The following is a 24,440-nucleotide window of genomic DNA, read 5'->3' as shown; positions in this document are numbered from 1 at the left end:
TCACACGTCGAAGGTGCTGATGTGCCAGCGGCCGAGGTTGGCCGTGAACGCCGTGCCGCCCCGGAAGGCGATGTTGGTCGGGTGGCACAGGGTATGGGCGGTCGGGTCGTGGACGGCGATCTCGACCGACGTCGGGTCGTCGGGCCGCAGCCGCAGGACCTGACTGGGCTCGTAGCAGGCCACGTACAGCAGGCCGTCGGGCCCGAAGGCGATGCCGTCGGGCACCGTCCCGGGCAGCTCGACGACGACGTTCCGCTCCCCCGCGCGGCCGTCCGGCAGGATCTCCACACGGCTCACACCGGGCAGGAACGACTCCACCACGTACAGGTGCGCGGCGTCCGGGGCCATCGCCAGCCCGTTGGCGAACGCCATCGGCCGGGCGTCCCAGACCTGGCCCGTCCCGTCGGGCTCGAAGCGGAACACGGCCGGGCCCGGCCGGTCGAGGTGCCGGCTGTCGGAGACGTACAGCCGCCCCGACGCGTCGAGGACCGGATAGTTCGGGTTGACGAACCGGTGCCCGTCCGCGCCCTCGGCGAACGGCTCGACCTTCCCGGAGGCCAGGTCGAGCCGGAACACCCCGGGATGCCCGATGTCGCAGATGAACAGCGCGGAGGCGGTCGCGTCGAAGGCGATGCCGAGCACGAAGCCCCCGGTGGACGCCACCTGCTCGATGCCCGTGCCCTCGGGATCGATGCGGTAGATCTGGCCCGCCTCGCCACCGCACCACACGCTGCCGTCCGGATGGACCGCCACGCCCTCAGGATGGTCCAGGCGCGGCGTGGTGAACAGGCCGTCGAAGAAGACGCTCGCCGTGCGCATGTCAGACCTCCGGTAGGGCTGCGGGGTTGCGGGCGAGCAGACCGCCGTCCACGCGGTGCTCGGCCCCGGTGACGAACGAGGAGCGCGGCCCGGCCAGGAACGCCACCACCTCGGCGACCTCCTCGGCCCGGGCCACCCTCCCGAGGGGATGGGCCCTCCCCCATTGGGCGATCTGCTCCTGCTGCGAGGCGCCGCCCCGGAACAGGTCGGCCGCCCAACGCAGCATGGGGGTCTCCACGGAGCCCGGGCACACCACGTTGACGCGGATGCCGTCGCGCGCGTGGTCCATCGCCATCGCCCGGGTCAGCCCGTTGATGGCGGCCTTGCTGGCGGTGTAGGCGGCGACCCCGTCCTGCGCGGTGAACGCCTGCACGGACGAGATGGTCACGATCGTGCCGCCCCCGCGTGCCCGCAGGGCCGGTACGGCCGCCTTGGAGGCCAGGAACACGCCCTTGAGGTTGACCGACAGGACCTCGTCCCACAGCTCCTCGGAGGTGTCCTCCACGGTGCCGTAGCGCTGGATGCCTGCGGAGGTGACCAGCGTGTCCAGGCCGCCGTACCGCGACACCGCCAGCTCCACCAGGTCCCGCATGGCCGCCGCGTCGGTGACGTCGGCGACCGCCCCGGTGACGCTCAGGCCCTCGTCCCGCAGGGCGGCCTCGCCCTCGCGGACCGACCGGTCGTCCACACCGCAGAACACCACCGAGGCCCCGTCACGGCCCAACCGCTCCACGACCGCGCGGCCGATGCCGAGCGACCCTCCGGTGACCACGGCGACCTTGCCGTCGAACTCCCCCATCAAGGCTCCTCATCGATCACTTGCGCCCGCAGCCACAGGGCGCGGGTCTCTCCGGGCCCGAGCGCGAGCGCCGAGCCGTTGGCCGCCGCCTCGGCCAGGCCCCCGGTCGGATACCCGGCGAACGGCTCCAGGCCGAGCACGAAGGCCCGCCCCCACCAGGGATAGTCACGGGACGCCCCCAGCTCCTGCCACATCCACAGGTAGGGCAGCACGGACGCGTCCCACCGCACTCCCAGGCCGCGCCCGGTCGCGGGGTCCACGACGTCGTAGGCCCCGGTGGCGAAGCCGGTGAGATAGACGATCTCGCTGGGCTCGCCGTGGCCGGGCACCACGCTGAGATCCACGCTCCCGCCGCCGGCCGCCGGGACGACCGGCCAGGCGTAGGGCCCGCCCGCGCGGACCCTGCGGCCGTCCGGGTGGATGGCCGTCCCATGCGGGATCACCTCGACACCCTCGGGAAGGACGACGCGGTGCCCGGGGCGCAGGAAGGGCGCGCCGAACACGATGTGATGGCCCCACATGACGTCCAGCGGGACCCCGGACTCGTTGGTCAGCTCCTCGTCGATGAGCAGCTCCGCCGAGCCGGAGACCAGCCGGAACGTCTTGACGACCCGCAACGGCATCCGCCGGGCCCGCACCTCCAGGCGCACGGCGACCTCGCCGGGGTCGTCGGTCGCGATGTCGCAGTCCCAGGGCAGCCCGGCGACCTCACCGTGCTGCGCGAGGGCCGCGCCCCGGTAGGTGGAGGGGGCGCCCCCGTTGGGGAGCGCCTCCTGCCAGCCGCCCTCGTAGTGGTCGTGGAAGGCCGCCACGTCGTCCGCCGCGCCACCGGCCACGTCCCGGGGGGCACGGACCCCCTCCGGCGCGAGCCAGACGAAGTCCGTGTCATGCCGTTTGTGGCAGAACTCCACCACGTCGCCGCCCTTGTCCACGAGGACGGTGACGCGCAGCAGCTCGTTCTCCAGCACGACCGCGCGCATCCCGGACCAGGTGGTCTCGTGCAGGCGCGCGCCCCAGTTGCGGGACGGGCGGTGGCGTCGGTGGGTCACGTGGGGCCTCCCGTCAGCCGAACTTCACGTCGATGAAGCGGGGACGGTAGATCGACACGTCGCGGTAGTGGTCGGTGTTGACGAAGGTGTTCACGTTGTACGACACGACGATCCTGTTCCCCGTGCTCAGCTCGGGGTGGGCGTGGGCGTTGTAGGTGAAGACGTTGGGGTTGCCGTAGCTGCCGAGCGCGCCCGTCTCCGGGGTGTTGTAGAGGAGGGTCTTGCCCGTGAACGGCCCCTCGGGCGAGCACGAGAAGTACGCCACCACGCGGGAGCTGAGCTGCTCGGTGGTGTCCTGGGTGATGAGGACGTAGCCGCCGCCGAGCCTGCTCACGCTGTACTCGTTGGCCACGCCGTCCATCATGCGCGCCGAGTCTGACTCCTTCGCCGACCAGGTGCCGTCGCCCTTATAGAACTCCCAGGCCCCGGTCAGGCGGTTGCCCTTGACGCGCGCGAGGTGCATGTACTTGGTGGCCCCGTGGTCCTCGACCCCGTAGACGTAGATGTGCCCGCCGACCTTCTCCAGCCAGGACGCCCAGGCGATGCCGTTGCCGGAGGGCAGGGGCTTCACGCTGAGGGGCCGGTCGAGCCTGCCGGGGGCGAAGGTGGCGACGACGTTGCGGTGCCAGCGCCAGTCCCAGGCCCCGGTCCCGAACCGCTCGTACTCCTGGTAGGTGGTCTGGACGAGCCCGGCGGCGGTGATGGCGTCGCCGGCCCAGTACCAGTGCTTGGAGTCGCGCGGCGGCATGACGGCCTTGGGGGCCGCCTTGGTGCCCCCGGTGATCGTCTTCAGCCGGTCGCCGTCCTTGACCACGAAGGTGTTGTTGAGGAACGGGGTGGTGCCGCCCTCCTCGATGACCGGCGAACGCGAGCCGTCGGCGTTGACCTTGCCGAGGAACGTGTCCGAGAAGACGAACGCCAGCCGTCCGTCGGGGAGTTCGGTGGAGTAGGTGCCGTCGGCACCGGTCCAGTCGTCGACCCTGGAATTGTCGTTGCCGTAGCGGTCGAACAGGTCGTTGACCTCGACGTTCCGTTCGGTGCCCTGGAACGCGGGGGTGGGTACGCCCTGACAGGACGCGGGGGCGGGCGCGTCGAGGCCCCGGGACGTGGTGACGGTGGCGGTGCCGGGCTTGGGCGGGGCGGCGTCGGCGGGGGCGATGGCGGTGAAGGACAGACCGAACGTCAGGGCGCCGGCCGCCAGACCGCGCCAGAGGGCTCTGCTTCGCACGATGCTCCTCGTTCTCCTCGATCATGGGGTGGAACAAGGAGTCTGGTCATCTAATCACTTGCTGTCTAGATGTATTGTCCTGTTCCGTGGATCTTCTGAACCGGCCCCTACCCGGACCCGCCCGGGTGGCGCTCATCGGCGAGTGCATGATCGAGCTGCGTCATCTGGCCGCCGACCGGCTCGCCCTCGGCTACGCCGGGGACGTCTTCAACACGGCCGCCTACCTGGCCCGCAGCGCCGCCCCGGGCGCCGTCGACGTCCGCTTCGTGACCGTCACGGGCGACGACCCGTACAGCGTCGCCATGCGGGACCACTGGCGGTCCCACGGGGTCGACGACGCCCTGGCCAGGGTCCTGCCCGGCGGCAGGGCCGGGCTGTACCTGATCCGCACCGACGACCGGGGCGAACGGACCTTCCACCACTACCGGCGGGAGTCGGCCGCCCGAGGGCTGTTCGGGCCCGCGCAGCCCACCGAACTGGACGACGCGATCGCCGGGCACGACGTGGTCTACCTCTCCGGGATCACCCTGTCGATCCTGTCCGAGACGGCCCGTGAGCGGCTGCTCGCCACGCTGGCCGAGACCCGCCGGCGCGGGGGCCTGGTCGTCTACGACACCAACTACCGGGCGAGCGGCTGGGACTCCCCCGCCCACGCCGCGCGGGCCGCCGACGCCGTGCTCCGGCACACCGACATCGCCCTGCCCACGCTGGACGACGACCGGATCGTCCACGGAGACGGCGGTGTGCGCGACACCCTCGAACGGCTGCGGGGCTCCGGGGTCCGCGAGATCGTCGTCAAGATCGGCGCCGACGGCTGCGTGGTCGCCGACGCGGAGACCGAGACCGAGGTCCCCGCCGTGCCGGACGTCCGCGTCGTGGACACCACCTCGGCGGGCGACGCGTTCAACGGCGCCTACCTGGCCGCCCGGCTGGCGGGCGCCGCCCCCACGGCCGCAGCCGAGGCCGGGTGCGCGCTGGCGGCCGAGGTCATCGGCCACCCCGGAGCCCTGCTCCCACCTCGTTAGGACGCCCACTCCTCGGCCCCTCGGAAGGGGAGGTGCTCGCCGGGGACGTAGCGGGGTCGCGGCTGGTACTCGTTCACCCCGGCCCGGCCCCGCAGCAGGAGCGCGCTCGGGAACGGCAGCGGCTCGGCGGTGATCCGCGTGGACGTCGGGATGTAGCGGATGGTCAGGCCGCAGCGCCGGTGCGGGGAGGCGTTGGCGTTGCTGCCGTGCATGATGTTCGGGTGGTGGACCTCCGCGTCGCCGGGCTCCAGGATCACGTCCACCGCCCGCGACTCGTCCACGGCGACGTCGCTCTCGACGCCGAACACCGCGTCCTCGCCGGTCCGTTCCCGTACGCCGTGCAGGTCCTGCCGGTGGCTGCCCGGAATGACGCGCAGGCAGCCGTTCTCCGGGGTGGAGCGGTCCACCGCCAGCCACAGGGTGACCACCCGCATCGGGTCCAGGGGCCAGAACGCGCCGTCCTGGTGCCAGAGCACCGCCTTGCCCGTGTACGGGGGCTTGGCGATGTAGTGCGAGGCGAACAGGGCGATGTCGGGGCCGATGAAGCGCTCGGCGATGTCCAGCAGCCGGTCGTCGGAGACCAGCCGCACCCAGAACGGGTCCCGGGCGACCAGCTCGGTGGACAGATCCTCCCCGCTGCGCCCGGGGTGCCGCTCCTGCAGCCAGCGGACGTGCTCGTCGGCCTCCCCGATCAGTTCGGTGTCCAGCACGTTCCGGAAGATCGCGTACCCGTCGGTGTCGTACTCGTGCATCTCCATGGGCGCAACCTATCGAGTCACCAAGTGATCTAGTCAATAGTTTCGCGGGGGGTTTCGGGGGCGCTCGGCGGTATGCGATAAACCCACGCGCGGCGAAGCGTCACGCCACGCACGACAGGCGGTAGTTTCGAAGGAGGCGCGCCCCATCCGAGGGAGAAATGTGACCGAGGAAACCACTGCCATGCCCGCTGAGACGCAGGCCGGCACCAGACCGGCCATCCGCGACGTGGTGACCGTCAAGCTGCCCGCCGACAGCGCGTACCTGTCCGTGCTGCGCACCGCGACGGCGGGGCTGGCGGCCCGGCTCGACTTCACGCTGGACGAGATCGAGGACCTGCGGATCGCGGTCGACGAGGCCTGCGCGATGCTGCTGGCCCAGGCCGTCCCCGGCACGGATCTCGAATGTCAGTTCGAGCTGACCGGAGAGGCGATGCGGATCGCGGTCTCGGTGCTGACCGTCGACGGCGTCGAGCCCAGCCGCGACACGTTCGCCTGGACGGTGCTGTCCTCGCTGGCCGGCGACGTGGACTCGAGAGTGGGCGCCGACGACCGGGTGACCGTGATGCTGCAGAAGCGTCGCGGGGCTGCGGGGGCACAGTGACGACGGAGGCACGTCCGGAGGTCCGCCGGACGGGCGGGCGGACGCCGGCGGAGCGGGGATCGCCCGTCCCGCGGTGCGAGGCTCCGGGGCTCGCCCCCCGGACCGACACGTCAGGCGAGGTGGCGGTATGACGGAGAAGACCACGTTGCCGGAGAGCGACGCGCCGGGCCCCGCCGAGGAGCGGTCCGACAGCGGAGTGCCCGACCGGGCCCGCGCCCGGGCGCTGTTCGAGAAGCTGCACCAACTGCCCGAGGGCGACCCCGAGCGGCAGCGGGTCCGCGACCAGCTCGTGGAGCTGCACCTGCCGCTGGTGGAGTACCTGGCCCGCCGGTTCCGCAACCGCGGCGAGTGGCTGGACGACCTGATCCAGGTGGCCACGATCGGGCTGATCAAGTCGATCGACCGGTTCGACCTGGAGCGCGGGGTGGAGTTCTCCACCTATGCCACACCCACCATCGTCGGCGAGATCAAGCGGCACTTCCGCGACAAGGGCTGGGCGGTGCGGGTGCCCCGCCGGCTCCAGGAGCTCAAGCTGTCGCTGACCAAGGCGATCAGCGACCTCGCCCAGCGCGAGGGCCGCGCGCCCACCGTCAGCGAGCTGGCCGCGCATCTGCAGATGAGCGAGGAGGAGGTGCTGGAGGGCCTGGAGTCCGCCAACGCCTACTCGACGGTCTCGCTGGACGCGCCGGACTCCGGCGACGAGGACGCGCCCGCGGTGGCCGACTCGCTCGGCATGATCGACGACTCGCTGGAGGGCGTGGAGTACCGCGAGTCCCTCAAGCCGCTGCTGGAGAAGCTGCCCGCCCGCGAGAAGCGGATCCTGCTGCTGCGGTTCTTCGGCAACATGACGCAGTCGCAGATCGCCGCCGAGCTGGGGATCTCCCAGATGCACGTGTCACGCCTGCTGGCCCGTACGCTGACCCAGCTCCGCGAGGGCCTGACCGCGGACGAGTGACCCGCGGGGCCGCGGGTGATCGACTCAGGACCGGGATCCGGGCCCGCCGGCCTGGTTCCCGGCCTCCGCGTCCTCGGTGTCCTCGCCCGCGCGCCCGTCGCCCGCACCGTCGTCCCCGCCGCCGTCGGAGTCGTCGTCGGCGGCCAGCAGGAAGCGCGTGCTCGGGCCGCTGAGCACCAGCACCAGTGTGAGCACCGCCACGGTGATCAGGGGCGCCCCGTACAGGTACTGCTCGCTCTGCAGCAGCGACCAGGACACCGGCAGCGCGAACAACTGGGTCAGCACCACCGGGGCGCGGCTCCAGCGCTCGGCGGTCAGCAGGCCCCGGGCGACGGCCAGGATGCAGCAGCCGCCCAGCAGCGCCATGCCGGTCACGGCCCAGGCGGTGACCGGGTCCAGCGGCTTGCCGACCACGGTCTCCCACGCCACGAACGCGCCGAAGCCCAGCGCGGCGAAGCCCTCCGCCGCCTCGAGCGCGGCGGCGGCGGTCACGGTGAAGGGGCGACGTTCGGACACAGTCGAACCCTACTCGCCCCACCCCGCGGTGACGTGCGGCACCGGGTCGGGCACCCGATCCGGTCCGGCCATCGGCCCTACTGTGGGTAACCTGGCGCCGTGCGCGCCATGCTCATCGCCAACCCCAAGGCGACCTCCACCTCCCGGCGGGTCCGCGAACTCCTGATCCGCGCCTTCTCCGGCGATCTGGATCTGGAGCTCGCCGAGACCGCGCATCGCGGCCACGCCGCCGTCCTCGCGCGGGAGGCGGCCGACGCCAAGTACGACGTGGTGATCGCGCTGGGCGGTGACGGGACGGTGAACGAGGCCGTCAACGGCCTGCTGGCCCGCGGCCCCTCCCCCGACGTGCCGGCGCTGGCGGTGCTGCCGATCGGGAGCACCAACGTGTTCGCCCGCGCCCTGGGGCTGCCCGGCGACCCCGTCGGCGCGACCCGCAGGGTGCTGGAGGCGCTGCGGGCCGGACGGCACCGGTCGGTGGGCCTCGGGCGGGCCGACGACCGCTACTTCACGTTCTGCGCGGGCCTCGGGCTGGACGCCGAGGTGATCCGCGCGGTGGAGGAACGACGCGACGCGGGGGCCAAGTCCCGTCCGTCGCTCTACGTCCAGGCGGCGCTGCGGCGCTTCTTCGCCGGGACCGACCGACGACGTCCCGCGCTCACCCTCGAACGGCCGGGCCATGACCCGGTGGAGGGCGTGTTCCTTTCCTTCATCTCCAATACCGCGCCGTGGACTTATATCGGCCGGCATCCGGTGAATCCCAGTCCCCGTGCGCACTTCGCCACCGGGCTGGATGTGTTCGGCAGCCGTTCCCTGGACGTGCTGCCGGTGCTGTCCACGGTGGCCGGGATGTTGCTGCCGGGTTCGGCGCCGGTCCGCGGCGGTCATGTTGTGAACATGCACAACGTCGACGAGCTCACCGTTCGCGCGGAACGGCCCATCGCCTTTCAGTTGGACGGGGACTACCTGGGAGAACGCCGCGAGGTCGTCTTCCGCTCCGTGCCGAGGGCGATACGCATCGTCATCTGAGGGACCGACGATGTGGCCGAGGTAACTGCCGTTAACAGGAAAGTCACACCGACGACCCCCGGATGTGACACATACGACAGCCCATACTTTGAGAAACGTTTCTCAAAGGTCTTGCGTGCCCCGGCGGCCCCCTGACACGCTCAAAGTGCGCCGAGCAGACATCGGGCCAGTTCACCAGGCCCCGTGATCCAGACGCGCCGCAGGACAAATCCCCCGGACCCGGTTCTGGTTCGGGTGGTCCGCGACATGTGAAACCGTTCACAAGTGGAGTCACCCCTCCACGCTGACGAAGGAGTGGACCGCATGGACTGGCGCCACATCGCCGCCTGCCGTGACGTGGACCCCGAGCTGTTCTTCCCCATCGGGAACACCGGACCGGCGCTGCTGCAGATCGAGGAGGCCAAGCAGGTCTGCCGACGCTGCGACGTCACCGAGTCGTGCCTGCGCTGGGCCCTGGAGTCCGGTCAGGACTCCGGCGTCTGGGGCGGAATGAGCGAGGACGAGCGTCGCGCCCTCAAGCGCCGCAACGCCCGCGCCCGCGCCCGCGTTCTCTAGACGGACCCCTTCCGCACGTTCACCGCGCAGCGTTCCCGGCCCACAGGGATGCCGATGGCCACCTTGATGGCGCCGGGACGCCGTTACTGGTGAGAGCGCGTTCCGTGGTCGAACGGGATGTCGACGACGACCTCGGTGCCGCCCCCGGAACGACCTCGGAACTCCAGACTCCCGCCCAGTTCGCCGACGATCAGGGTGCGGACGATCTGCAGCCCCAGGCTGTTGGTGCCCTCCACGTCGAAGTCGGGGGGCAGCCCCACCCCGTCGTCGGAGACGACCACCATCAGGTGCGGCGGATCGGTCTCCAGCCGGGTGGCCCGCACCTCCAGATCGCCGTCGCGGTCCGGCAGACCGTGCTCCAGCGCGTTCTGCAGCAGCTCGGTGAGCACCATGGCCAGCGGCGTGGCGACCTGTGAGGGCAGCACCCCGAACGCGCCGGTGCGCTTGGGGACCACCAGGGTCTCGGGCGCGGACACCTCCCCCGCCATCGTGATGACCCGGTCGGCGATGTCGTCGAAGTCGATCAGCTCGTCCGGGGTCAGCGACAGGGTCTCGTGCACGATGGCGATGGAGCCGACCCGGCGGACCGCCTCGTCCAAGGCGGCCCGGCCCTCGGGGACCTGCAGCCGACGGGCCTGCAGACGCAGCAGCGCGGCCACGGTCTGCAGGTTGTTCTTCACCCGGTGGTGGATCTCCCGGATGGTGGCGTCCTTGGTCATCAGCTCGCGGTCCCGCCAGCGCAGCTCGGTGACGTCGCGGATCAGCACGATGGCGCCTATGCGGTTGCCGGTGACCACCAGCGGGATCGTGCGCAACTGCACCACCGACCCGTTCGCCTCGACCTCGGCCTCACGCGCCTGACCGCCGCCGAGGACCCGGATCAGCGACTCCTCCATCGGCTCGCCGGTGTCGACCAGCCGCTGCGTCACCTCGCCGAGCGGCTCCCCGGCCAGGTCGGCGGTCAGTCCGAGCCTGCGGTAGGCGGACTGGGCGTTCGGGCTGGCGTAGGTCACCCGGCCCGCCTTGTCGAGCCGCAGCAGGCCGTCCCCCACCCGGGGGGCGCGGACGAGGTTGGGCTCCTCGCCGACGTCCGGGAACGTTCCCTCGGAGATCATCTGGGCGAGGTCGCTGGCGCTCTGCAGGTAGGTCAGCTCCAGCCGGCTGGGGGTGCGCGCCGAGCTGAGGTTGGTGCTCCGCTGGATCACGCCGAGGATCTTGTCCCCCCGGCGGACCGGGATCGACTCCTCCCGGACGGGGATCCCGCTGCCCCACTCGGGGTCGCCCTCCCGGACGATGCGCCGCTCCCGCCAGGCCACGTCGATCAGCCCGCGCCGCCCGGTCCGCACCACCGTGCCGACCAGGTCCTCGGGGTACGCGGTGGGCCCGGTGGTGGGTCGCATCTGCGCCAGGCACATCCATCCGGGCACCTGGGCGCCCTGGACGGCGCCGTGCTCGGGGACCCACAGCACCAGGTCGGCGAAGGACAGGTCCGCCAGGAGCTGCCAGTCCGACACGAGGGCGTGGAGCCACTCCAAATCCTCGGCGTCCAGGTCTGTCCGAGTTCGCACTAGATCCGTCAACGTAGGCACCCGACCATTCTCCCAGGCCTTCCCTAGGGGAAGGTCGGCCCGGGTGGTGTATTAAGTTCGGGGCCGCCCCACGAGAGGAGCACAGGTGACCGATCCGCTGGCGCGGCTGCGCGAGGCCACGGAACGACGGGAGGCGGCGGGGCTGCGGCGCTCCGTGCGTCCCCGTACCCGGGATCACGACGGCCTCATCGACCTGGCCTCCAACGACTACCTCGGGCTGTCCCGCGATCCCCGGCTGATCGAGGGGGCGGTCCGGGCGACGCGCGCGTGGGGCACCGGGTCGACCGGGTCCCGGCTGGTCACCGGCTCCACCGAACTGCACGGCGAGTTGGACCGCCGGTTGGCTGCGTTCACAGGGAGCCCTGCCGGGCTGGTGTTCTCCTCGGGCTTCCTGGCCAACCTGGGGGCGGTGGCCGGGCTGTCCGGTCCCGGTGCGCTGGTGGTGTCCGATCAGGTGAACCACGCCTCGATCGTGGACGCCTGTCGGTTGTCGCGCGCCCGGGTGGTCGTCACACCGCATCGGGACGTGGCGGCCGTCGAACGCGCCCTGATGGAACGTGACGAAGAGCACGCGCTCGTCGTCACCGACGCGGTGTTCTCCGTGGACGGCGACCTCGCCCCGCTGCGCGCACTGCACCGGGTGACCCGCCGGCACGGGGCCCTCCTGATCATCGACGAGGCGCACGCCCTGGGTGTCGTGGGCCCGAACGGGCGGGGCGCGGCGCACGAGGCCGGGTTGGCCGGCGAGCCCGACGTGGTGCTGACGCTGACGCTGTCGAAATCGCTGGCCTCGCAGGGCGGCGCGGTGCTGGGCGCCCCGGAGGTCGTCGAGACCCTGGTCGACATCGGCCGGGCGTTCATCTTCGACACCGGTCTGGCCCCCGCGAGCGTGGGCGCGGCGCTGGCCGCGCTCGACGTGCTGGCCGCCGAACCCGACCTTCCGGAACGGGCCCGCGAACGCGCCCACCGCCTCCACGCCCTCACGGAGGGCCTCGGCTTCGAGACCACCGTGCCGGCCGCGGCGGTCGTGCCCGTGGTGCTGGGCGATCCGCACGCCGCCGTACGGGCCACCGAGATCTGCGCCGAGCAGGGGGCGCGGGTGGGGTGCTTCCGTCCGCCGTCGGTGCCCACCGGACGCGCCTGCCTGCGGCTCACAGCCCGGGCGTCCGTCACCGAGGCGGAACTCACAGTCCTCGAACAGGCCCTTCAGAAGGTGAGGGCGGAAACGTCGCCGTAATCTTCATGCGTAACATCGGGGCCAACCGACGGTGAACCTGAGACGACACATGACGGCGAAGCGGCCCCTGGTGCCGCGCCTGTGAGCGGAGCGAGGGCATGAGCATAGATCGGGTGCCGCTGGGCGACCTCGGGACGTCTTCCGGCTCCCCGCGCATCCCCAAGTACTACAAGCTCAAAGAGCTCTTGGTGGAGTTGACCCGGCAGTTGTCGCCGGGCAGCCCGCTGCCCCCGGAGCGGACGCTGGCCGAGCGGTACGAGACCTCCCGCACCACGGTGCGCCAGGCGCTGGCCGAGCTGGTCGTGGAGGGCCGGCTCCAGCGGATCCAGGGCAAGGGGACCTTCGTCGCCAAGCCCAAGGTCGCCCAGGAGCTCCAGTTGGTCTCCTACACCGAGGACATGCGCCACCACGGCCTGCAGCCCGAGACCAAGATCCTCGACATCGGCTACGTCAGCGCCGACGAACGCCTCGCCCGCCTCCTGGCCATCCGCCCCGGCGGCCGCGTCCTGCGCATCCACCGGCTCCGCCTGGCCGACGGCGAGCCGATGTCCCTCGACACCTCCCACCTGCCCGCCCGCCGCTTCCCGGGCCTGCGCCGCGAACTCCCCCGCCACCGCTCCCTGTACGAGACGCTGGGCACCGCCTACGACGTCCACCTGGCCGAGGCCGAGGAGGTCATCGAGACCGTCCTGGCCACCCCCCACGACGCCCAGCTCCTGGGCGTGGACGTGGGCCTGCCCATGCTGCTGCTGTCGCGCCACGCCTTCGACGACCGCGGCGAGCCCGTCGAGTGGGCGCAGTCCCTCTACCGGGGGGACCGTTACAAGTTCATCACCCGCCTCCGCCGTACGTGATCGGGGCCGCGTCGCCTCACGGCGGCACGGCCCCGGGTCGATCGAGCGGTCAGTCGAACGGTGACGCCTCCCGCGGCGACGGCCTGGTGTCCGTCCACCCGGCCGCACGGACGGTCCAGTAGTCGATGATGAAGCCGGGCCTCATCTCCGCGTACCGGCCGCCGGGCGTGGTCAACTCCTCGTGCCGGGACAGCAGCGCGCCGGTGCGCTCATCGAAGACGATCACCGAACGGGAGCGGAAGGTCCCGTCGTCGGCGTCCACGGCACGATCGTCCGCCGCCAGCGCGACCCCTCTGCGCCCCAGCGGGTCGGTGACGCGACCGATGGCGTGGACGCCCGGCTGAGCGGCCAACGCCCGTACCAGGCCCGCACGGACCTTCGGCGGGATCGGGCTGCCGCCGAGCATCGACGCGACCCGCATCATCTTCGACTCCGGTCTGGCCGGGTCGGCCCCCGCCCGGTGGCCCAGCGGAACGCCCGCCGCCCTTCCCATCTCCTCGGGGCTCAGGAACATCTCGGCGAGCGCGGCGGGGTCGGTCGGAAGGTCGCGCAGATCCTCAACGGACCTGCCGCCCAAGAACTCGCCGCCGCCCCTGGGGTACGCGCCCCGCTCCGGGCCGCTCCCCTGCCACTTCGTGCCCTTGGTGGTGTACGTCTGGTGCTGGTCGCCCGACCAGACGCGGAAGCTCGACGGCGACCCGGCCTTGCGCCACAGCGCCTCGTCCCGCGCCGTCAGCGGGCGGGCCGGAAGGTCGCGGCCGTGGTACGCCTCGCCCATGCCGGTCTTCGCGCCCCACCAGGCGAACGTCTCGGTGACCGCGGCGGTGATCGCGTACGTGCCCGTCTTCGGACGCATGACGTACGACTGGCCCTGGACCACGTCGGAGTACCAGTACCTGCCGGTCGGCTGTCGTTCGGCCCGCTCGGCCGCCGCGAGGACCGCCGCCCTGTCGTCCAAGGTGACGTAGGCGGGCGGCGCGGGGGCGTTCCCCCCGGTGAGCGTGACCGCCACGGCCGTCGCCGCGCCCACCGCGACCAGACCGCCGGCGACCCACTTCAGCCGGGGCCGCGAACGCCGCGGCGGATCGTTCAACAGTGCCCTCGCCCGGGAGATCTCCTGGGCGGTCGGGGGGGCGGGCTCGGGGTAGCGGTCCCGGACCATCCGCACCTCATCCATGCTGTTCCTCCAGAGTGAGCCTCGGATCGGTCCCGCCCAGCGCCTTGCGCAACGTGGTTCGGGCACGGTTCAGCCGGGAGCCGACCGTGCCATAGGAGATCCCCAACGCCGTCGCGACCTCGTCGTGGCTGAGTTCGGCCAGGGCCACGAGCAACAGCACGTCGCGCTGCCCGCGCGGCAGCGCCGCGATCGCCCCGGCGAGTTCGCCTCGCAGGCCCTGGGCGCTGACGCGCGCGTCGACCCGTTCGGTGCCGTCCTCGGGGGCGCGGCCGGACCCGAGTCGGGCGAGCGCCCGCAGCGCCCGGACCTCCGACCGCTGATGCCGGCCGACGACCTTGGTCGCGATCCCATAGAGCCAGGTGCGCACGCTCGCGCGTTCCGGGTCGTAGTGACGACGTTTCCGGAACGCCTCCAGGAACGTCTGCGCCGCGACATCGGCGGCGACGTCCTGCCCGAGCCGCTTCGCCGCGTACCGGTGGATCTCGGCGAAGTACGCGTCGAACACCTCGTCGAAACGCTCGGCCGGGTGGGGCGGGGGATCCCCTGTCATCTGTGGTGCCCTTCCATGGCGCGGATGGCGGTCACATGGGTATCACCCGCACCCGGCTCAACTTTCCCGATCGTCGGTCAGGGCCAGGAGGACTCGGTACGGGGAATGATGACGAGCTCGGGAACGACGCTGCTCGCAGGGACCGAAAGGGCGTAGAGGACGGTGTCGGCGACGATGGCCGGGTCTTGCAGGCCGGAGGTGTCGACATCGGGGAAGCGCTCGAGGATGAAGGGCGTCCTCATGCCGCCGGCGATGATCCCGGTGACGCCGATGCCGGGGCAGTCGCGTTGGGCCTCCTGGAACAGCGTGTGGGTGAAGGCGCGGAGCCCGGCCTTGCTGGCGGAGTAGGGGCCGGCCTCGGTCCACGTACGGTTGGCGGCGGTGGAGAGCACGTTGACGATGTGGCCGCTCTTCTGCTTGATCATCCTTCGGTAGGTCTCCAGGCACAGGTTGATGGAGCCGACCAGGTTGGTGCCGATGACCAGTGCGGCCTCGTGGGCGGTGAGGTGCTCGATGGGCTTGGTGACGTCCACGGCGGCGTTGTTGACCAGCACGTCGATGGATCCCGCGGTGTCGTACACGCCGGTGATCGCCTCGGTGACCTGCTCGGGGTCACGGATGTCGAGGGTCAGGGGGCGGACGTCGTGTCCGTCGCCCCCGGCGCGGTCGCAGAGCGCCCGCAGGGCGTCCTCCCGCACGTCGGCGGCCCAGACCGTGGCGCCGCTCGCGCACAGGCGTTCGGCGAGCGCGGCCCCCAGACCGCGCGCCGCTCCGGTCACTAACGCGGTCTTCCCGGTGAGATCGACGTGCATGGCTGCCCCCGTCAGGTCGTGCGTGATGACGAGGGTCGACCTTCCCCTGCACGATCGTTTCGACACATCCGCGCAGGTGAGGCGGGGTGGCCCCGCGGAGAGCGGGGCCGGTCGCGCGTCAGAGGGTCTGCTGGAGGGCCTTGATGGGCATCTGGAGCTCGGTGAGGAGGTCGAGGTCCTTCTCCGCCGGGCGGCCCAGCGTGGTGAGGTAGTTGCCGACGATGATGGCGTTGACGCCGCCGAGCATGCCGGAACGGGTGCCCAGGTCGCCGAGGGTGAGCTCGCGGCCGCCGGCGTAGCGGAGGATGGTGCGGGGCAGGGCCAGCCGGAACGTGCCGATGGTCTTGAGGGCCTCGGTGCCCTCGACCAGGCCGTACCGCTCGAAGGGCGTGCCGGGGCGGGGGGTCAGGAAGTTGAGGGGGACCTCGTCGGGCTCCAGCTCGGCGAGCTGGCCGGCGAACTCGGCGCGCTGCTCGACCGTCTCGCCCATCCCGATGATGCCGCCGCAGCACAGCTCCATGCCCGCCTCCTTCACCATGAGGCAGGTGTCCCAGCGCTCCTCGAACGAGTGCGTGGTCACCACGTTGCCGAAGTGGGATCGGGCGGTCTCCAGGTTGTGGTTGTAGCGGTGGACGCCCATCGCGACCAGCTCGTCCACCTGGGCCTGGGTGAGCATGCCGAGCGAGCAGGCGATGTTGATCTCGACGGCGTCGTTGATGGCCTTGATCCCGTCGCGGACCTGCGACATCAGCCGCTCGTCCGGGCCCCGGACGGCCGCCACGATGCAGAACTCGGTCGCGCCCGTCTTGGCGGTCTCCTTCGCCGCCTCGACCAGCTCGGGGATGTTGAGCCACACCGCACGGACCGGCGACTCGAACGTGCCGGACTGGGAGCAGAAGTGGCAGTCCTCCGGGCATCCGCCGGTCTTCAGCGAGACGATGCCCTCCACCTCGACCTCCGGGCCGCACCAGTGCATGCGGACCTCGTGGGCGAGGGCGAGCAGCTCCTCCAGCCGCTCGTCGGGCAGCGTGAGGCACTGCAGGGCCTGCTCGGCGGTCAGTCCCCTGCCCTCGTCCAGCACCTGGCGGCGGGCCACCTCGAGGATGTCGGTCACGAAGGTCTCCTTCAGTCGAGGCCGTAGGTGTTTCGGAACGTAGCAGGATCGAACGCGCCGCCCAGCGCCGGGGACAGCCCGGCCCGCGCGACCAGCAGGAACTCGGCGGGATCGAGCGCGCCGGCGCCCGCCGGGAGCGCCCCCGCCAAGGGGCGCGCGGCGATGGTCTCCAGGTCGGTGACGTTGCTGCGCATCGCCAGGTCCGGGTGCTCGGGCCACTCCCCGATCACCACGCCGGCGAGCTGCACCCCCCGGTGCGCCATCGCCTCCAGCGTCAGCGCCGTGTGGTTGAGCGTCCCCAGGTCCGCCCGGGCGACCACGACCACCGCCGCGTTGAGCCAGCGGGCCAGGTCGGCGACCGTGGTGCCGTCGGCGTCGTACCGGACGAGCAGGCCGCCCGCGCCCTCCACCAGCACCAGCCGGCGGGTGTCCGCCAGGTCGCGGATCCGGTCGACGACGTCGGCGAGCCGCAGCGGCTCCATCCCGGCGCGCCGCGCGGCGGCGGCGGGCGACAGCGGATCGGGGTAGCGGGCGTACTCGTGCAGGTCGTCGACCCCGGCGAGCCGGGCCACGTCGTCGAGATCGCCGGGTTCCCCCGGCGCCACCCCGGTCTGCCCCGGCTTGACCACGGCCACCGACGCCCCCCGGGCCCGGGCCACCGTGGCCAGCGCGGCGGTGACGATCGTCTTGCCGACACCGGTACACGTCCCGGTCACCATGAGAACGCTCACGATCGGCACATTAGCGCGCGCCCGGGAGCCGAATGTTCGTCGAATCCCACAGGGTTCCGGCTGGGAGATTTGTACCGAACGGGCGGGGCGTACGATCGTGGCCATGTTCCCGCGCGGACTCGCGGTCCTCCTGACGGTCACGGCCCTCACCGCCTGCGGGACGAACGAGGACCCCGCGCCCCGGACGACCGCCCTCCCGACGGCCCCTTCCGTCACGGCCGCGCCCGACGCGCTGCTGCTGCGGTGGCGGCTCACCGGGGGGATCGCCGGCGTCGGCGGCCCCGGCAGCCTGCCCGACTTCTCCCTGTACGGCGACGGACGCGCGCTGGCGCCCGTTCGAGAGGACGGCGTCGAGGTGCTGCGGGAGTACCGGCTGACCGCCGACGCCCTGGGGCGGCTCCTCGACGGGGCGCGCGCCGCCGGGCTCGACCGGAACCGGACGGTGTCCGACCCGCGCGTCGCGGACGCGTTCACGCTGGCCATCCGGTACGGGTCGGCGCGGACCCGGATTCAGCATCCCGAGGGCGCCGCCGATCCGGCCGTCCGGTTCTGGAAACGGCTCAGCCCCGAAGCCTGGCCGGCCGGCGACCTCGCGGCACCGCCCCGAACGTACGCCCCGGAACGCCTCGCGGTGCTGACCGGCGAGGTCGTCGGCGGAGACCGGAAGGCGAGGCCGTGGCCGCTGCGCCCGTTGGGCGGGGGCGAGCGGGCCGCCGGCGGCCGATGCACCGTCCTGCAAGGGGCCGACACGCGACGCGCGCTCGAGCTCGGCACGTCCACGCCCGCCGGGACCGCCTGGCGCAGCGACGGCACGGTGTACTCGGTCCGCTGGCGCCCGCTGCTGCCCGACGAGACCTCCTGCCGCACCATGGCCGAGAGCTGACCGCCCCGGCGGGCATCGATCCCCGCGCCGGCATGCGGCGGCCGTCGGGGACGAGCCGACCGCCGTCGCAGGCGGTGCGGGCGCTCGGATGCGGCGCCCGACCGTCGGGTCAGGCGGAGGCGAGGGTGCCGTGTTCGACGCAGCGGGCCGTCCAGCCGCGCGGCGTGACCTGGACGACCATGCGGCGGGCGCAGCTCGCGCAGTAGCGCGGCGGCTCGAGTTCGCGGGCGGCCCGGCAGCCCTCGTGCCCGGCGTCCGACTCCCCGGACGGACGCCCGCAGCGGTCGCAGTAGGTCTCCATGACCGGCCCTTCTACTCGATGACGGCGATCAGGTCGCCCTCCTGGACGACGTCGCCCTCGGCCACCTTGAGCTGCGAGACCACGCCGTCGTCCTCGGCCAGGACCGGGATCTCCATCTTCATGGACTCCAGGATGACCAGCGTGTCCCCGTCGGTCACGTCGTCGCCCTGCCCGACGATGACCTTCCACACGTTAGCGACCATCTCCGCGCGAACCTCGGGCACCCCGTGCTCCTTTAACTCGTCATGATTGGCGATCCGGGCCGGTCCGGTGGCCGTCAGCGGCGCATCCGGCCCACCAGCCCGGTGTCGTACGTCCCGGAGACGAACTCCTCGTCGCCGAGCACCTCGGTGAAGAACGGCAGGTTGGTCTTGAGGCCCTCGATCTGGAAGGCCCCGACGGCCTGCCCGGCGCGCCGCAGCGCCGCCGGCCGGTCCGCGCCGTGCACGCACAGCTTGGCCAGCAGCGGGTCGTAGAAGGGGGTGACGGTGTTGCCCTCGGCGTAGCCGGCGTCGATGCGGATGCCCTCGCCGACCGGCTCCTCCCAGATCTTGATCTCGCCGGGGCTGGGCAGGAAGCGGTCCGGGTCCTCGGCGTACACCCGGAACTCGACGGCGTGGCCGCGCGCCTCGACCGAGGTGAACGTGACCGGCTCGCCGGCCGCGATCAGGAGTTGCTGCTCGACCAGGTCGATGCCGGTGACCAGCTCGGTGACCGGGTGCTCGACCTGCAGCCGGGTGTTCATCTCCAGGAACATGAAGTCCTGCGTCGCCGGGTCCACCAGGAACTCGACGGTGCCCGCGCCCCGGTAGCCGACCGCCTCGCCGGCCCGGACGGCCGCCGCGAGCATCCGGGAGCGCAGCTCCGGGGTCACCCCGGGGGACGGGGACTCCTCCACGATCTTCTGGTGCCGCCGCTGGACCGAGCAGTCGCGCTCCCCCAGCGCCACCACCGTGCCGTCGGCGAGCCCGAGGATCTGCACCTCGACGTGCCGAGCGGGTTCGACGTAGCGCTCCAACAGGATGTCGGCGTTGCGGAAGAACCGCTCGGCGCGCGCCCGGGCCGTCTCGTACGCCTTGACCAGCGCGGCCTCGTCGTGGGCGGCGCTCATGCCGATGCCGCCGCCCCCGCCCGCGGCCTTGACCATCACCGGGTAGCCGATGCGCTCGGCCTCGGCGACGGCGGTGGCGGCGTCCGGCACCGGCTCCCACACGCCCGGCGACACCGGCACGCCGGCCTCGATCATCAGGTTGCGGGCGTTGATCTTGTCGCCCATCCGGGCCATGGCCAGCGGCGGCGGGCCGATCCAGGTCAGGCCCTGCGCGGCCACCCGCTCGGCGAACTCGGCGTTCTCGGCGAGGAACCCGTAGCCGGGGTGGATCGCCTGCGCGTTGGCGCGCCGGGCGGCCTCCAGGACCCGGTTCATGTCCAGGTAGCTCTGGGCGGGCTGCGCGGGCCCGATCAGGATCGCCTCGTCGGCCTCGGCCACGAACGGCAGATCCGCGTCCGCCTCGGAGTGGACGGCGATGGCCTTGAGGCCCATCGCGCGCACGGTGTGGATGACGCGGCTGGCGATCTCTCCGCGATTCGCCACCAGGACGGACTCGAACACGTGCGGCCCCCTCTCAGATCCGACTCGGGTGACGATAGTGCGCGCCGGCGACGGTCACCGATCACGCGGACGACAAAGATGGCGGGGGACGCTTTGGAGCCCCCGGCATGGACCGTTCAGCTCCGCGGGCGGCGGTCGGCGACGCGGCCGAGGGCCTCCACCACCGTGGGGTCGTACTCTGCGGCCGAGTCCAGCCGCAGCCGTTCCAGCACGGCCGCGCCCCGGTCGCGGTCGGTGGAGTCGCCGACCAGGTCGTCGTAGGCGTTGGCCGCCTTGATGATGCGGCTGGCCAGCGGCGGCGGCGGTGGCGCGTCCGGGAGGGTGTCGCGGTACGGGTCGGCCTGGCGGCGGACGATGTACGCCACCCGGTCGAGCACCCCGGTCTCCTTGATGACGTCCGCGCCCAGCTCGGCGATGCGGCGCTGCTCCGCCGGGGAGGCCAGCACGGTCGCGCCCCCGGGGATCGGGTCGCCGAGGGAGAGCTGGCCGATGTCGTGCATCAGCGCCGCGTACTCCAGCTCCAGGAGTTCTTCCTCGGCCATCCCCAGCTCCCGGCCCATCGCCACGGCCAGCCGGGAGACCCGGCGCGAGTGCCCCGCCTCCACGTAGCCGCCGACCTCGGTGACCCGCGACAGGGCCCGTACGGTCTGCAGGTAGGTGGCCCGGATGCCCGCGTACCGACGGAACGCGAACTGGGTGACCAGGATCGGCGCGGTGAAGACCAGCAGCGCCGACCGCCCCATCACCGCGGTCGCCACCGCGATCAGCATGGCGGTGGCCCCCGTCGCCGCGCACAGCGCCAGCTTCGCGCCGATCTCGTCGCGGAGCGCGATCCCGTACCGGGCGCGGACGGCCTCGGCGCGGATCAGCGCGGCGATGCACACCTCGATGAGGCAGGACAGCACCACGGTCACCGCCATCACGCACAGCAGCGCCGTCCACTTCAGGCCCAGCCCCGCCACCGGGCGGAAGCACAGCGCCACGATGGAGATGGTGAGCAGCCGGCGCGCCATCGCGTCCGGGCGGGGCGAGCGGCCCACCGCGATGTGCGGCAGCGACCCGACGAACATCCCGCCGGCGGCGACCGCGACGACCTGGAGCGGCGGATGCGCCGCGGTCTCGGGACCGACGGTGGTCAGCAGGGCGTAGCCGAGGGCCGCGGCGCTGCCGATCGGCGCGACCTCCCGGTTGCCCGGCATCACCATCCGGAACAGCTCGCCGATCGCCACCAGCACGCCGAAGATCACCGCGTACTCGGGCTGCACCAGCCCGCCGGCGGCCAGCTCGGCCAGCGCCGCCAGCAGGATCAGCGCCGCCGCCGCGATCACCAGGAGCTGGCCGGAGTCGATGCCCTGCCAGCCCGGCCGACGGTTCGGCCGGGCCCCCGCGGGGGCGCTCACGCGCCCGCTATCTTGATCGGCACACTCGGGTCGTCGTGGTCCTGCTGGGTCGTCTCCACCACGTCGTCCTCCGGCAGCACCACCGGCCGGGGCGGCTCCCAGCCGTCCCTGGTCAACGCCTTCAGGAAGGCGTCGACGATCGCCGGGTCGAAGTGGTCGCCGGCGCCCCGCCGCAGCTCCTCGATGGCCTCCTCCTTGCTGCGGGCGGCCCGGTAGGAGCGGTTGGAGGTCATCGAGTCGAACGCGTCGGCCACCGAGATCACCCGGGCGAACTCGGGGATCTCGTCGCCGGCCAGCCCCATCGGGTAGCCGCGGCCGTTCATCTTCTCGTGGTGGTGCATGATCCCTGCCAGCGCCTCGTCGAGGAACCCGATCTCCCGGACGATCTCCAGCCCGCGCATCGGATGGAGCTGGATCGCGGCGAACTCCTCCTCGGTGAGCGGCCCGGTCTTCTGCAGCACCTTGGTGGGGACGCCCAGCTTGCCGACGTCGTGCAGCATCCCGGCGTACCGGATGGCCTCCACCCGGTCGGGGCGCATGCCGATCTCCTGGGCGATCATCACCGAGCCGCGGGAGACCCGTTCGCTGTGGCCCCGGGTGTAGTAGTCCTTGGTCTCCACCGCCTGGCACAGCGCGGCCAGGGTGGCGGTGTGCGCCTGCTGTTGGGCGTGCGTCTGGGCCAGCGCCCAGCGCGCGATGAACAGCGGCAGCAGCACCAGCACGGCGGCGAACACCCCGCCCTTCTGCCACAGCCCGGCGATGAGCAGCCCGAACATGCCGTACCCGAGGCACCCGAAGACCAGCTCGCCGCTCTCGCGCAGCAGCTCCTGCCACGCCGCCTGACGGCTGATCAGCAGGATCCCGGCCATCAGCAGCAGGTTGACGGTGACGAACGTGACCAGCGCGCCCAGGAAGGGGCCGATGACGCTCTCCACCCAGCGCGGATCCCCGGGCCTGTACGGGGGGGCGCCGAGGGAGGTGAACACCAGCCCGGCCGCGTAGCCGCTGAGCGCGAACTGGGCCCCGTTGAACAGCCGCTTGACCGGGGCGAAGAACCGCTGACCGGTGACGATGGCGGTGAGCCCGACCAGTGCCGCCCCGCCCGGGCCGAGCAGCACCACCGACGCGAGGCTGGCCGCATAGCTCAGCGAGACGCGGGCACGCTCCACGTTGAGCTTGGCGGGCGCGGAGTCGCAGATCAGGAACAGCCCGGCCAACACCGCCAGCACGGGCAGCTCGAGTTTCCGGAAGGGCGTGGTGGCGATGGCCGCCGCGGCGGACGCGACGACCACGCTGACGTACGCCCAGGCAGCGGGAGGAAGTCCCCGCATTGCCGCCCCCTCGGGAGTCGACGATGGGCGGGGCCGCGATCGGATCGGCCGGTGCACGACCGGGTCTCGGATGAGTTCGGCACCCGTCGGACCCCGCAGGCCGAGAGGCTCCCCGCCGCCAACGCGCCCAAGCCTAACGCCCGAGCCCGGTGCCCCACAGGCATGCGGAGAATCGAAAGCAAAGCGTGAACTAATCGTCACCTTAGGCTAAGTCCGTCGCCCCGGCGCCGGGTGGATCCCCTGTTGCGATCAGCGTTCGCGGGCCCAGGCGAGGGTTGCGGACAGGCCCTCGCGCAGCGCGGTGCGGGGGGCCCAGCCGAGGGCCTCCCGGGTCGGCTCCGGGTCCACCGCCATCGACCGCAGGTCGCCCATCCGGGGCGGCGCGGTCTGCGGGTCGTCGGGGGCGCCGGCCGCCTCGGCGACCATGGTGTGCAGGGCGCGGTCCGCGGTCTGCAGGCCGGTCCCCACGTTCAGCCGCCGCCCGCCGCCGCGCTCCCCGCAGGCCAGCGCGAACGCCTCCACGACGTCGAGCACGTACACGTAGTCGCGGGTGTTGTCGCCGTCGCCGTACAGCCTGGTGGGGGTGCCGTTGAGCAGCGCGTCGGTGAAGATCGAGACGACCCCGGCCTCCCCCTCCGGGGACTGCCGGGGCCCGTAGACGTTGGCGAGCGTCAGCGCCGTGAAGTCCAGGCCGTGCAGCGACCGGTACATCGCGGCGTACATCTCCCCGGTGACCTTGGAGGCGGCGTACGGGGAGGCGGGACGGCGCTCGGCGTCCGGTGGCACCGGCAGGGCGTCGGGCACCCCGAACACGGCGCAACTGGACGCGAAGACCACCTTGCGGGTCCCCGCGAGGCGCGCGGCCTCCAGCACGCCCACGGTGCCGAGCACGTTGACCCGGGCGTCGTGCCGGGGGTCCTCGACGCTGGACCGCACGCTGACCTGCGCGGCCAGATGGCAGATCACCTCGGGCCGGCGCCGGGCGGCCAGCTCGGCGAGCGCGGGGTCGCAGACGTCCATGCGGTGGAAGTCGATGTCCTCGCGCAGGTGGGTGCCGGAGGACAGGTCGTCGACGCCGATCACCTCGTGGCCGTCGGCCGACAGCCGATCGACCAGGTGGGACCCGATGAATCCGGCCGCGCCGGTGACCAGAACGAGCATCCGCGTACCCTACCGAGGACGGAGACGGCGGGTGTCAGGCGGGCTCGGTGTCGACGATCTCCGCGCCGGCCTCGGCGCACAGTTGCTCGATGCGGCCCATCACCTTGGCGCGCAGGTCCCCGGGCACGGGCTCGCAGCCGCAGGACTTGTTCACCAGCTTCTTGACGACCTCTTCGAGGCCGTACTCCTGCAGACAGGGGCCGCACTCGTCGAGGTGCTGCCGCACCTCGTCGCAGCCGCCGGAGTCCAGCTCGCCGTCGAGATACGAATAGACCCGCGCCAGCACCTCGGTACACGGCGTCTCATGGGGATTTCCGCAGCTCATCGCTCACTCACCTCATCGTGCGCAAGGGCGTC

The 24,440-nt window shown here is 72.3% G+C and carries 27 protein-coding genes; 8 read left to right on the top strand and 19 right to left on the bottom strand.

All coding sequences use genetic code 11. The features are described 5' to 3' along the window. From DFJ69_RS21290 to DFJ69_RS21275, 4 genes are read right to left on the bottom strand one after another with little or no spacing between them, the layout of a single operon-like run. Positions 1–819, bottom strand: a complete 819-nt coding sequence (locus DFJ69_RS21290; RefSeq protein WP_116024229.1) for an SMP-30/gluconolactonase/LRE family protein — start codon at positions 817–819, stop codon at positions 1–3. A gap of 1 nt (position 820) precedes the next feature. After that, on the bottom strand, positions 821–1,618 hold the full coding sequence (locus DFJ69_RS21285) for an SDR family NAD(P)-dependent oxidoreductase (protein ID WP_116024228.1): 798 nt from the start codon (positions 1,616–1,618) through the stop codon (positions 821–823). Next, positions 1,618–2,667, bottom strand: coding sequence for a DUF4432 family protein (locus DFJ69_RS21280; protein ID WP_245974499.1), 1,050 nt, complete (start codon positions 2,665–2,667; stop codon positions 1,618–1,620). The genes DFJ69_RS21285 and DFJ69_RS21280 overlap by 1 nt, the downstream gene beginning before the upstream one ends. A gap of 13 nt (positions 2,668–2,680) precedes the next feature. Beyond that, complete coding sequence (locus tag DFJ69_RS21275) at positions 2,681–3,895, bottom strand: glycoside hydrolase family 183 protein (RefSeq protein ID WP_245974498.1); 1,215 nt, start codon at positions 3,893–3,895, stop codon at positions 2,681–2,683. An 86-nt stretch (positions 3,896–3,981) separates the two neighbouring features. On the opposite strand from DFJ69_RS21275, the gene DFJ69_RS21270 reads away from it, so the two are divergent. After that, a complete protein-coding gene (locus DFJ69_RS21270) occupies positions 3,982–4,920 on the top strand; it encodes a sugar kinase (protein ID WP_211328683.1) in 939 nt (312 codons plus the stop codon). On the opposite strand, the gene DFJ69_RS21265 is transcribed toward DFJ69_RS21270, so the two are convergent. Beyond that, positions 4,917–5,678, bottom strand: coding sequence for a phytanoyl-CoA dioxygenase family protein (locus tag DFJ69_RS21265; RefSeq protein WP_116024226.1), 762 nt, complete (start codon positions 5,676–5,678; stop codon positions 4,917–4,919). The two genes, DFJ69_RS21270 and DFJ69_RS21265, sit on opposite strands and share 4 nt — an antisense overlap. 181 nt (positions 5,679–5,859) lie before the next feature. Between DFJ69_RS21265 and DFJ69_RS21260 the strand changes: the two genes are divergently transcribed. Continuing rightward, positions 5,860–6,279, top strand: coding sequence for an ATP-binding protein (locus tag DFJ69_RS21260; RefSeq protein WP_116024225.1), 420 nt, complete (start codon positions 5,860–5,862; stop codon positions 6,277–6,279). 127 nt (positions 6,280–6,406) lie between these two features. Then, positions 6,407–7,234, top strand: coding sequence for an RNA polymerase sigma factor SigF (locus DFJ69_RS21255; RefSeq protein WP_211328682.1), 828 nt, complete (start codon positions 6,407–6,409; stop codon positions 7,232–7,234). 24 nt (positions 7,235–7,258) lie between these two features. On the opposite strand, the gene DFJ69_RS21250 is transcribed toward DFJ69_RS21255, so the two are convergent. Next, positions 7,259–7,750 (bottom strand): hypothetical protein, encoded by a 492-nt coding sequence (locus DFJ69_RS21250; RefSeq protein WP_211328681.1) that lies wholly within the window; start codon positions 7,748–7,750, stop codon positions 7,259–7,261. Between the two features lie 108 nt (positions 7,751–7,858). On the opposite strand from DFJ69_RS21250, the gene DFJ69_RS21245 reads away from it, so the two are divergent. After that, positions 7,859–8,776, top strand: coding sequence for a diacylglycerol/lipid kinase family protein (locus tag DFJ69_RS21245; protein WP_342769905.1), 918 nt, complete (start codon positions 7,859–7,861; stop codon positions 8,774–8,776). A 303-nt stretch (positions 8,777–9,079) separates the two neighbouring features. Further along, entirely contained in the window at positions 9,080–9,331 is a 252-nt protein-coding gene (locus tag DFJ69_RS21240) for a WhiB family transcriptional regulator (protein WP_116024224.1), read from the top strand. 83 nt (positions 9,332–9,414) lie between these two features. Here the strand turns inward: DFJ69_RS21240 and DFJ69_RS21235 are convergent, their stop codons facing one another. Beyond that, positions 9,415–10,920 carry a sensor histidine kinase gene (locus DFJ69_RS21235; protein ID WP_116024223.1) on the bottom strand — a complete coding sequence of 502 codons (1,506 nt, stop codon included), beginning with the start codon at positions 10,918–10,920 and terminating at the stop codon, positions 9,415–9,417. A gap of 85 nt (positions 10,921–11,005) precedes the next feature. Between DFJ69_RS21235 and DFJ69_RS21230 the strand changes: the two genes are divergently transcribed. Together DFJ69_RS21230 and DFJ69_RS21225 are read left to right on the top strand one after the other, a co-directional pair. Next, complete coding sequence (locus tag DFJ69_RS21230; RefSeq protein WP_116024222.1) at positions 11,006–12,157, top strand: 8-amino-7-oxononanoate synthase; 1,152 nt, start codon at positions 11,006–11,008, stop codon at positions 12,155–12,157. 98 nt (positions 12,158–12,255) lie between these two features. After that, entirely contained in the window at positions 12,256–13,011 is a 756-nt protein-coding gene (locus DFJ69_RS21225) for a GntR family transcriptional regulator (RefSeq protein ID WP_116024221.1), read from the top strand. Positions 13,012–13,060: 49 nt separating this feature from the next. Here the strand turns inward: DFJ69_RS21225 and DFJ69_RS21220 are convergent, their stop codons facing one another. The 5 genes from DFJ69_RS21220 to bioD all read right to left on the bottom strand — a co-directional run bounded on the left by DFJ69_RS21220 (position 13,061) and on the right by bioD (position 17,395). Next, positions 13,061–14,188, bottom strand: coding sequence for a CU044_5270 family protein (locus DFJ69_RS21220; RefSeq protein ID WP_116024220.1), 1,128 nt, complete (start codon positions 14,186–14,188; stop codon positions 13,061–13,063). After that, entirely contained in the window at positions 14,181–14,738 is a 558-nt protein-coding gene (locus DFJ69_RS21215; protein WP_116024219.1) for an RNA polymerase sigma factor, read from the bottom strand. Before DFJ69_RS21215 ends, DFJ69_RS21220 begins: the two co-directional genes overlap by 8 nt. A 77-nt stretch (positions 14,739–14,815) precedes the next feature. Beyond that, positions 14,816–15,550, bottom strand: a complete 735-nt coding sequence (locus DFJ69_RS21210; protein WP_116024218.1) for an SDR family oxidoreductase — start codon at positions 15,548–15,550, stop codon at positions 14,816–14,818. Between the two features lie 118 nt (positions 15,551–15,668). Further along, positions 15,669–16,664: a biotin synthase BioB gene (bioB, locus tag DFJ69_RS21205; RefSeq protein WP_116024217.1), complete on the bottom strand. Its 996-nt coding sequence runs from the start codon at positions 16,662–16,664 to the stop codon at positions 15,669–15,671. Positions 16,665–16,675: 11 nt separating this feature from the next. Further along, entirely contained in the window at positions 16,676–17,395 is a 720-nt protein-coding gene (gene bioD / locus DFJ69_RS21200) for a dethiobiotin synthase (protein ID WP_170177733.1), read from the bottom strand. A 103-nt stretch (positions 17,396–17,498) separates the two neighbouring features. Here bioD and DFJ69_RS21195 point away from each other — a divergent pair, with 103 nt between their 5' ends. Beyond that, on the top strand, positions 17,499–18,278 hold the full coding sequence (locus DFJ69_RS21195) for a hypothetical protein (RefSeq protein WP_147312385.1): 780 nt from the start codon (positions 17,499–17,501) through the stop codon (positions 18,276–18,278). 109 nt (positions 18,279–18,387) lie between these two features. On the opposite strand, the gene bsaP is transcribed toward DFJ69_RS21195, so the two are convergent. The 7 genes from bsaP to rsrA form a co-directional block, all read right to left on the bottom strand. Continuing rightward, the gene (gene bsaP, locus DFJ69_RS21190; RefSeq protein WP_116024215.1) at positions 18,388–18,579 is read right to left on the bottom strand and encodes a biotin synthase auxiliary protein BsaP; all 192 of its coding nucleotides are present in this window, start codon (positions 18,577–18,579) and stop codon (positions 18,388–18,390) included. Positions 18,580–18,590: 11 nt separating this feature from the next. Then, entirely contained in the window at positions 18,591–18,803 is a 213-nt protein-coding gene (locus DFJ69_RS21185) for a biotin/lipoyl-binding carrier protein (protein WP_116024214.1), read from the bottom strand. Between the two features lie 53 nt (positions 18,804–18,856). Beyond that, the gene (locus tag DFJ69_RS21180) at positions 18,857–20,191 is read right to left on the bottom strand and encodes an acetyl-CoA carboxylase biotin carboxylase subunit (RefSeq protein WP_116024213.1); all 1,335 of its coding nucleotides are present in this window, start codon (positions 20,189–20,191) and stop codon (positions 18,857–18,859) included. Between the two features lie 116 nt (positions 20,192–20,307). Beyond that, on the bottom strand, positions 20,308–21,591 hold the full coding sequence (locus DFJ69_RS21175; RefSeq protein WP_116024212.1) for an HD domain-containing protein: 1,284 nt from the start codon (positions 21,589–21,591) through the stop codon (positions 20,308–20,310). Further along, positions 21,588–22,922 (bottom strand): HD-GYP domain-containing protein, encoded by a 1,335-nt coding sequence (locus DFJ69_RS21170; RefSeq protein WP_116024211.1) that lies wholly within the window; start codon positions 22,920–22,922, stop codon positions 21,588–21,590. Before DFJ69_RS21170 ends, DFJ69_RS21175 begins: the two co-directional genes overlap by 4 nt. Before the next feature lie 249 nt (positions 22,923–23,171). Then, positions 23,172–24,083, bottom strand: a complete 912-nt coding sequence (locus DFJ69_RS21165) for an NAD-dependent epimerase/dehydratase family protein (protein ID WP_116024210.1) — start codon at positions 24,081–24,083, stop codon at positions 23,172–23,174. 34 nt (positions 24,084–24,117) lie between these two features. Beyond that, positions 24,118–24,408, bottom strand: coding sequence for a mycothiol system anti-sigma-R factor (gene rsrA, locus DFJ69_RS21160; protein WP_116024209.1), 291 nt, complete (start codon positions 24,406–24,408; stop codon positions 24,118–24,120). Positions 24,409–24,440: the final 32 nt, after the last annotated feature.

Origin of the sequence: Thermomonospora umbrina, assembly GCF_003386555.1 — a bacterium.
GTDB lineage: Bacteria > Actinomycetota > Actinomycetes > Streptosporangiales > Streptosporangiaceae > Thermomonospora > Thermomonospora umbrina.
This window is presented reverse-complemented; position numbering and strand designations above follow the sequence as displayed.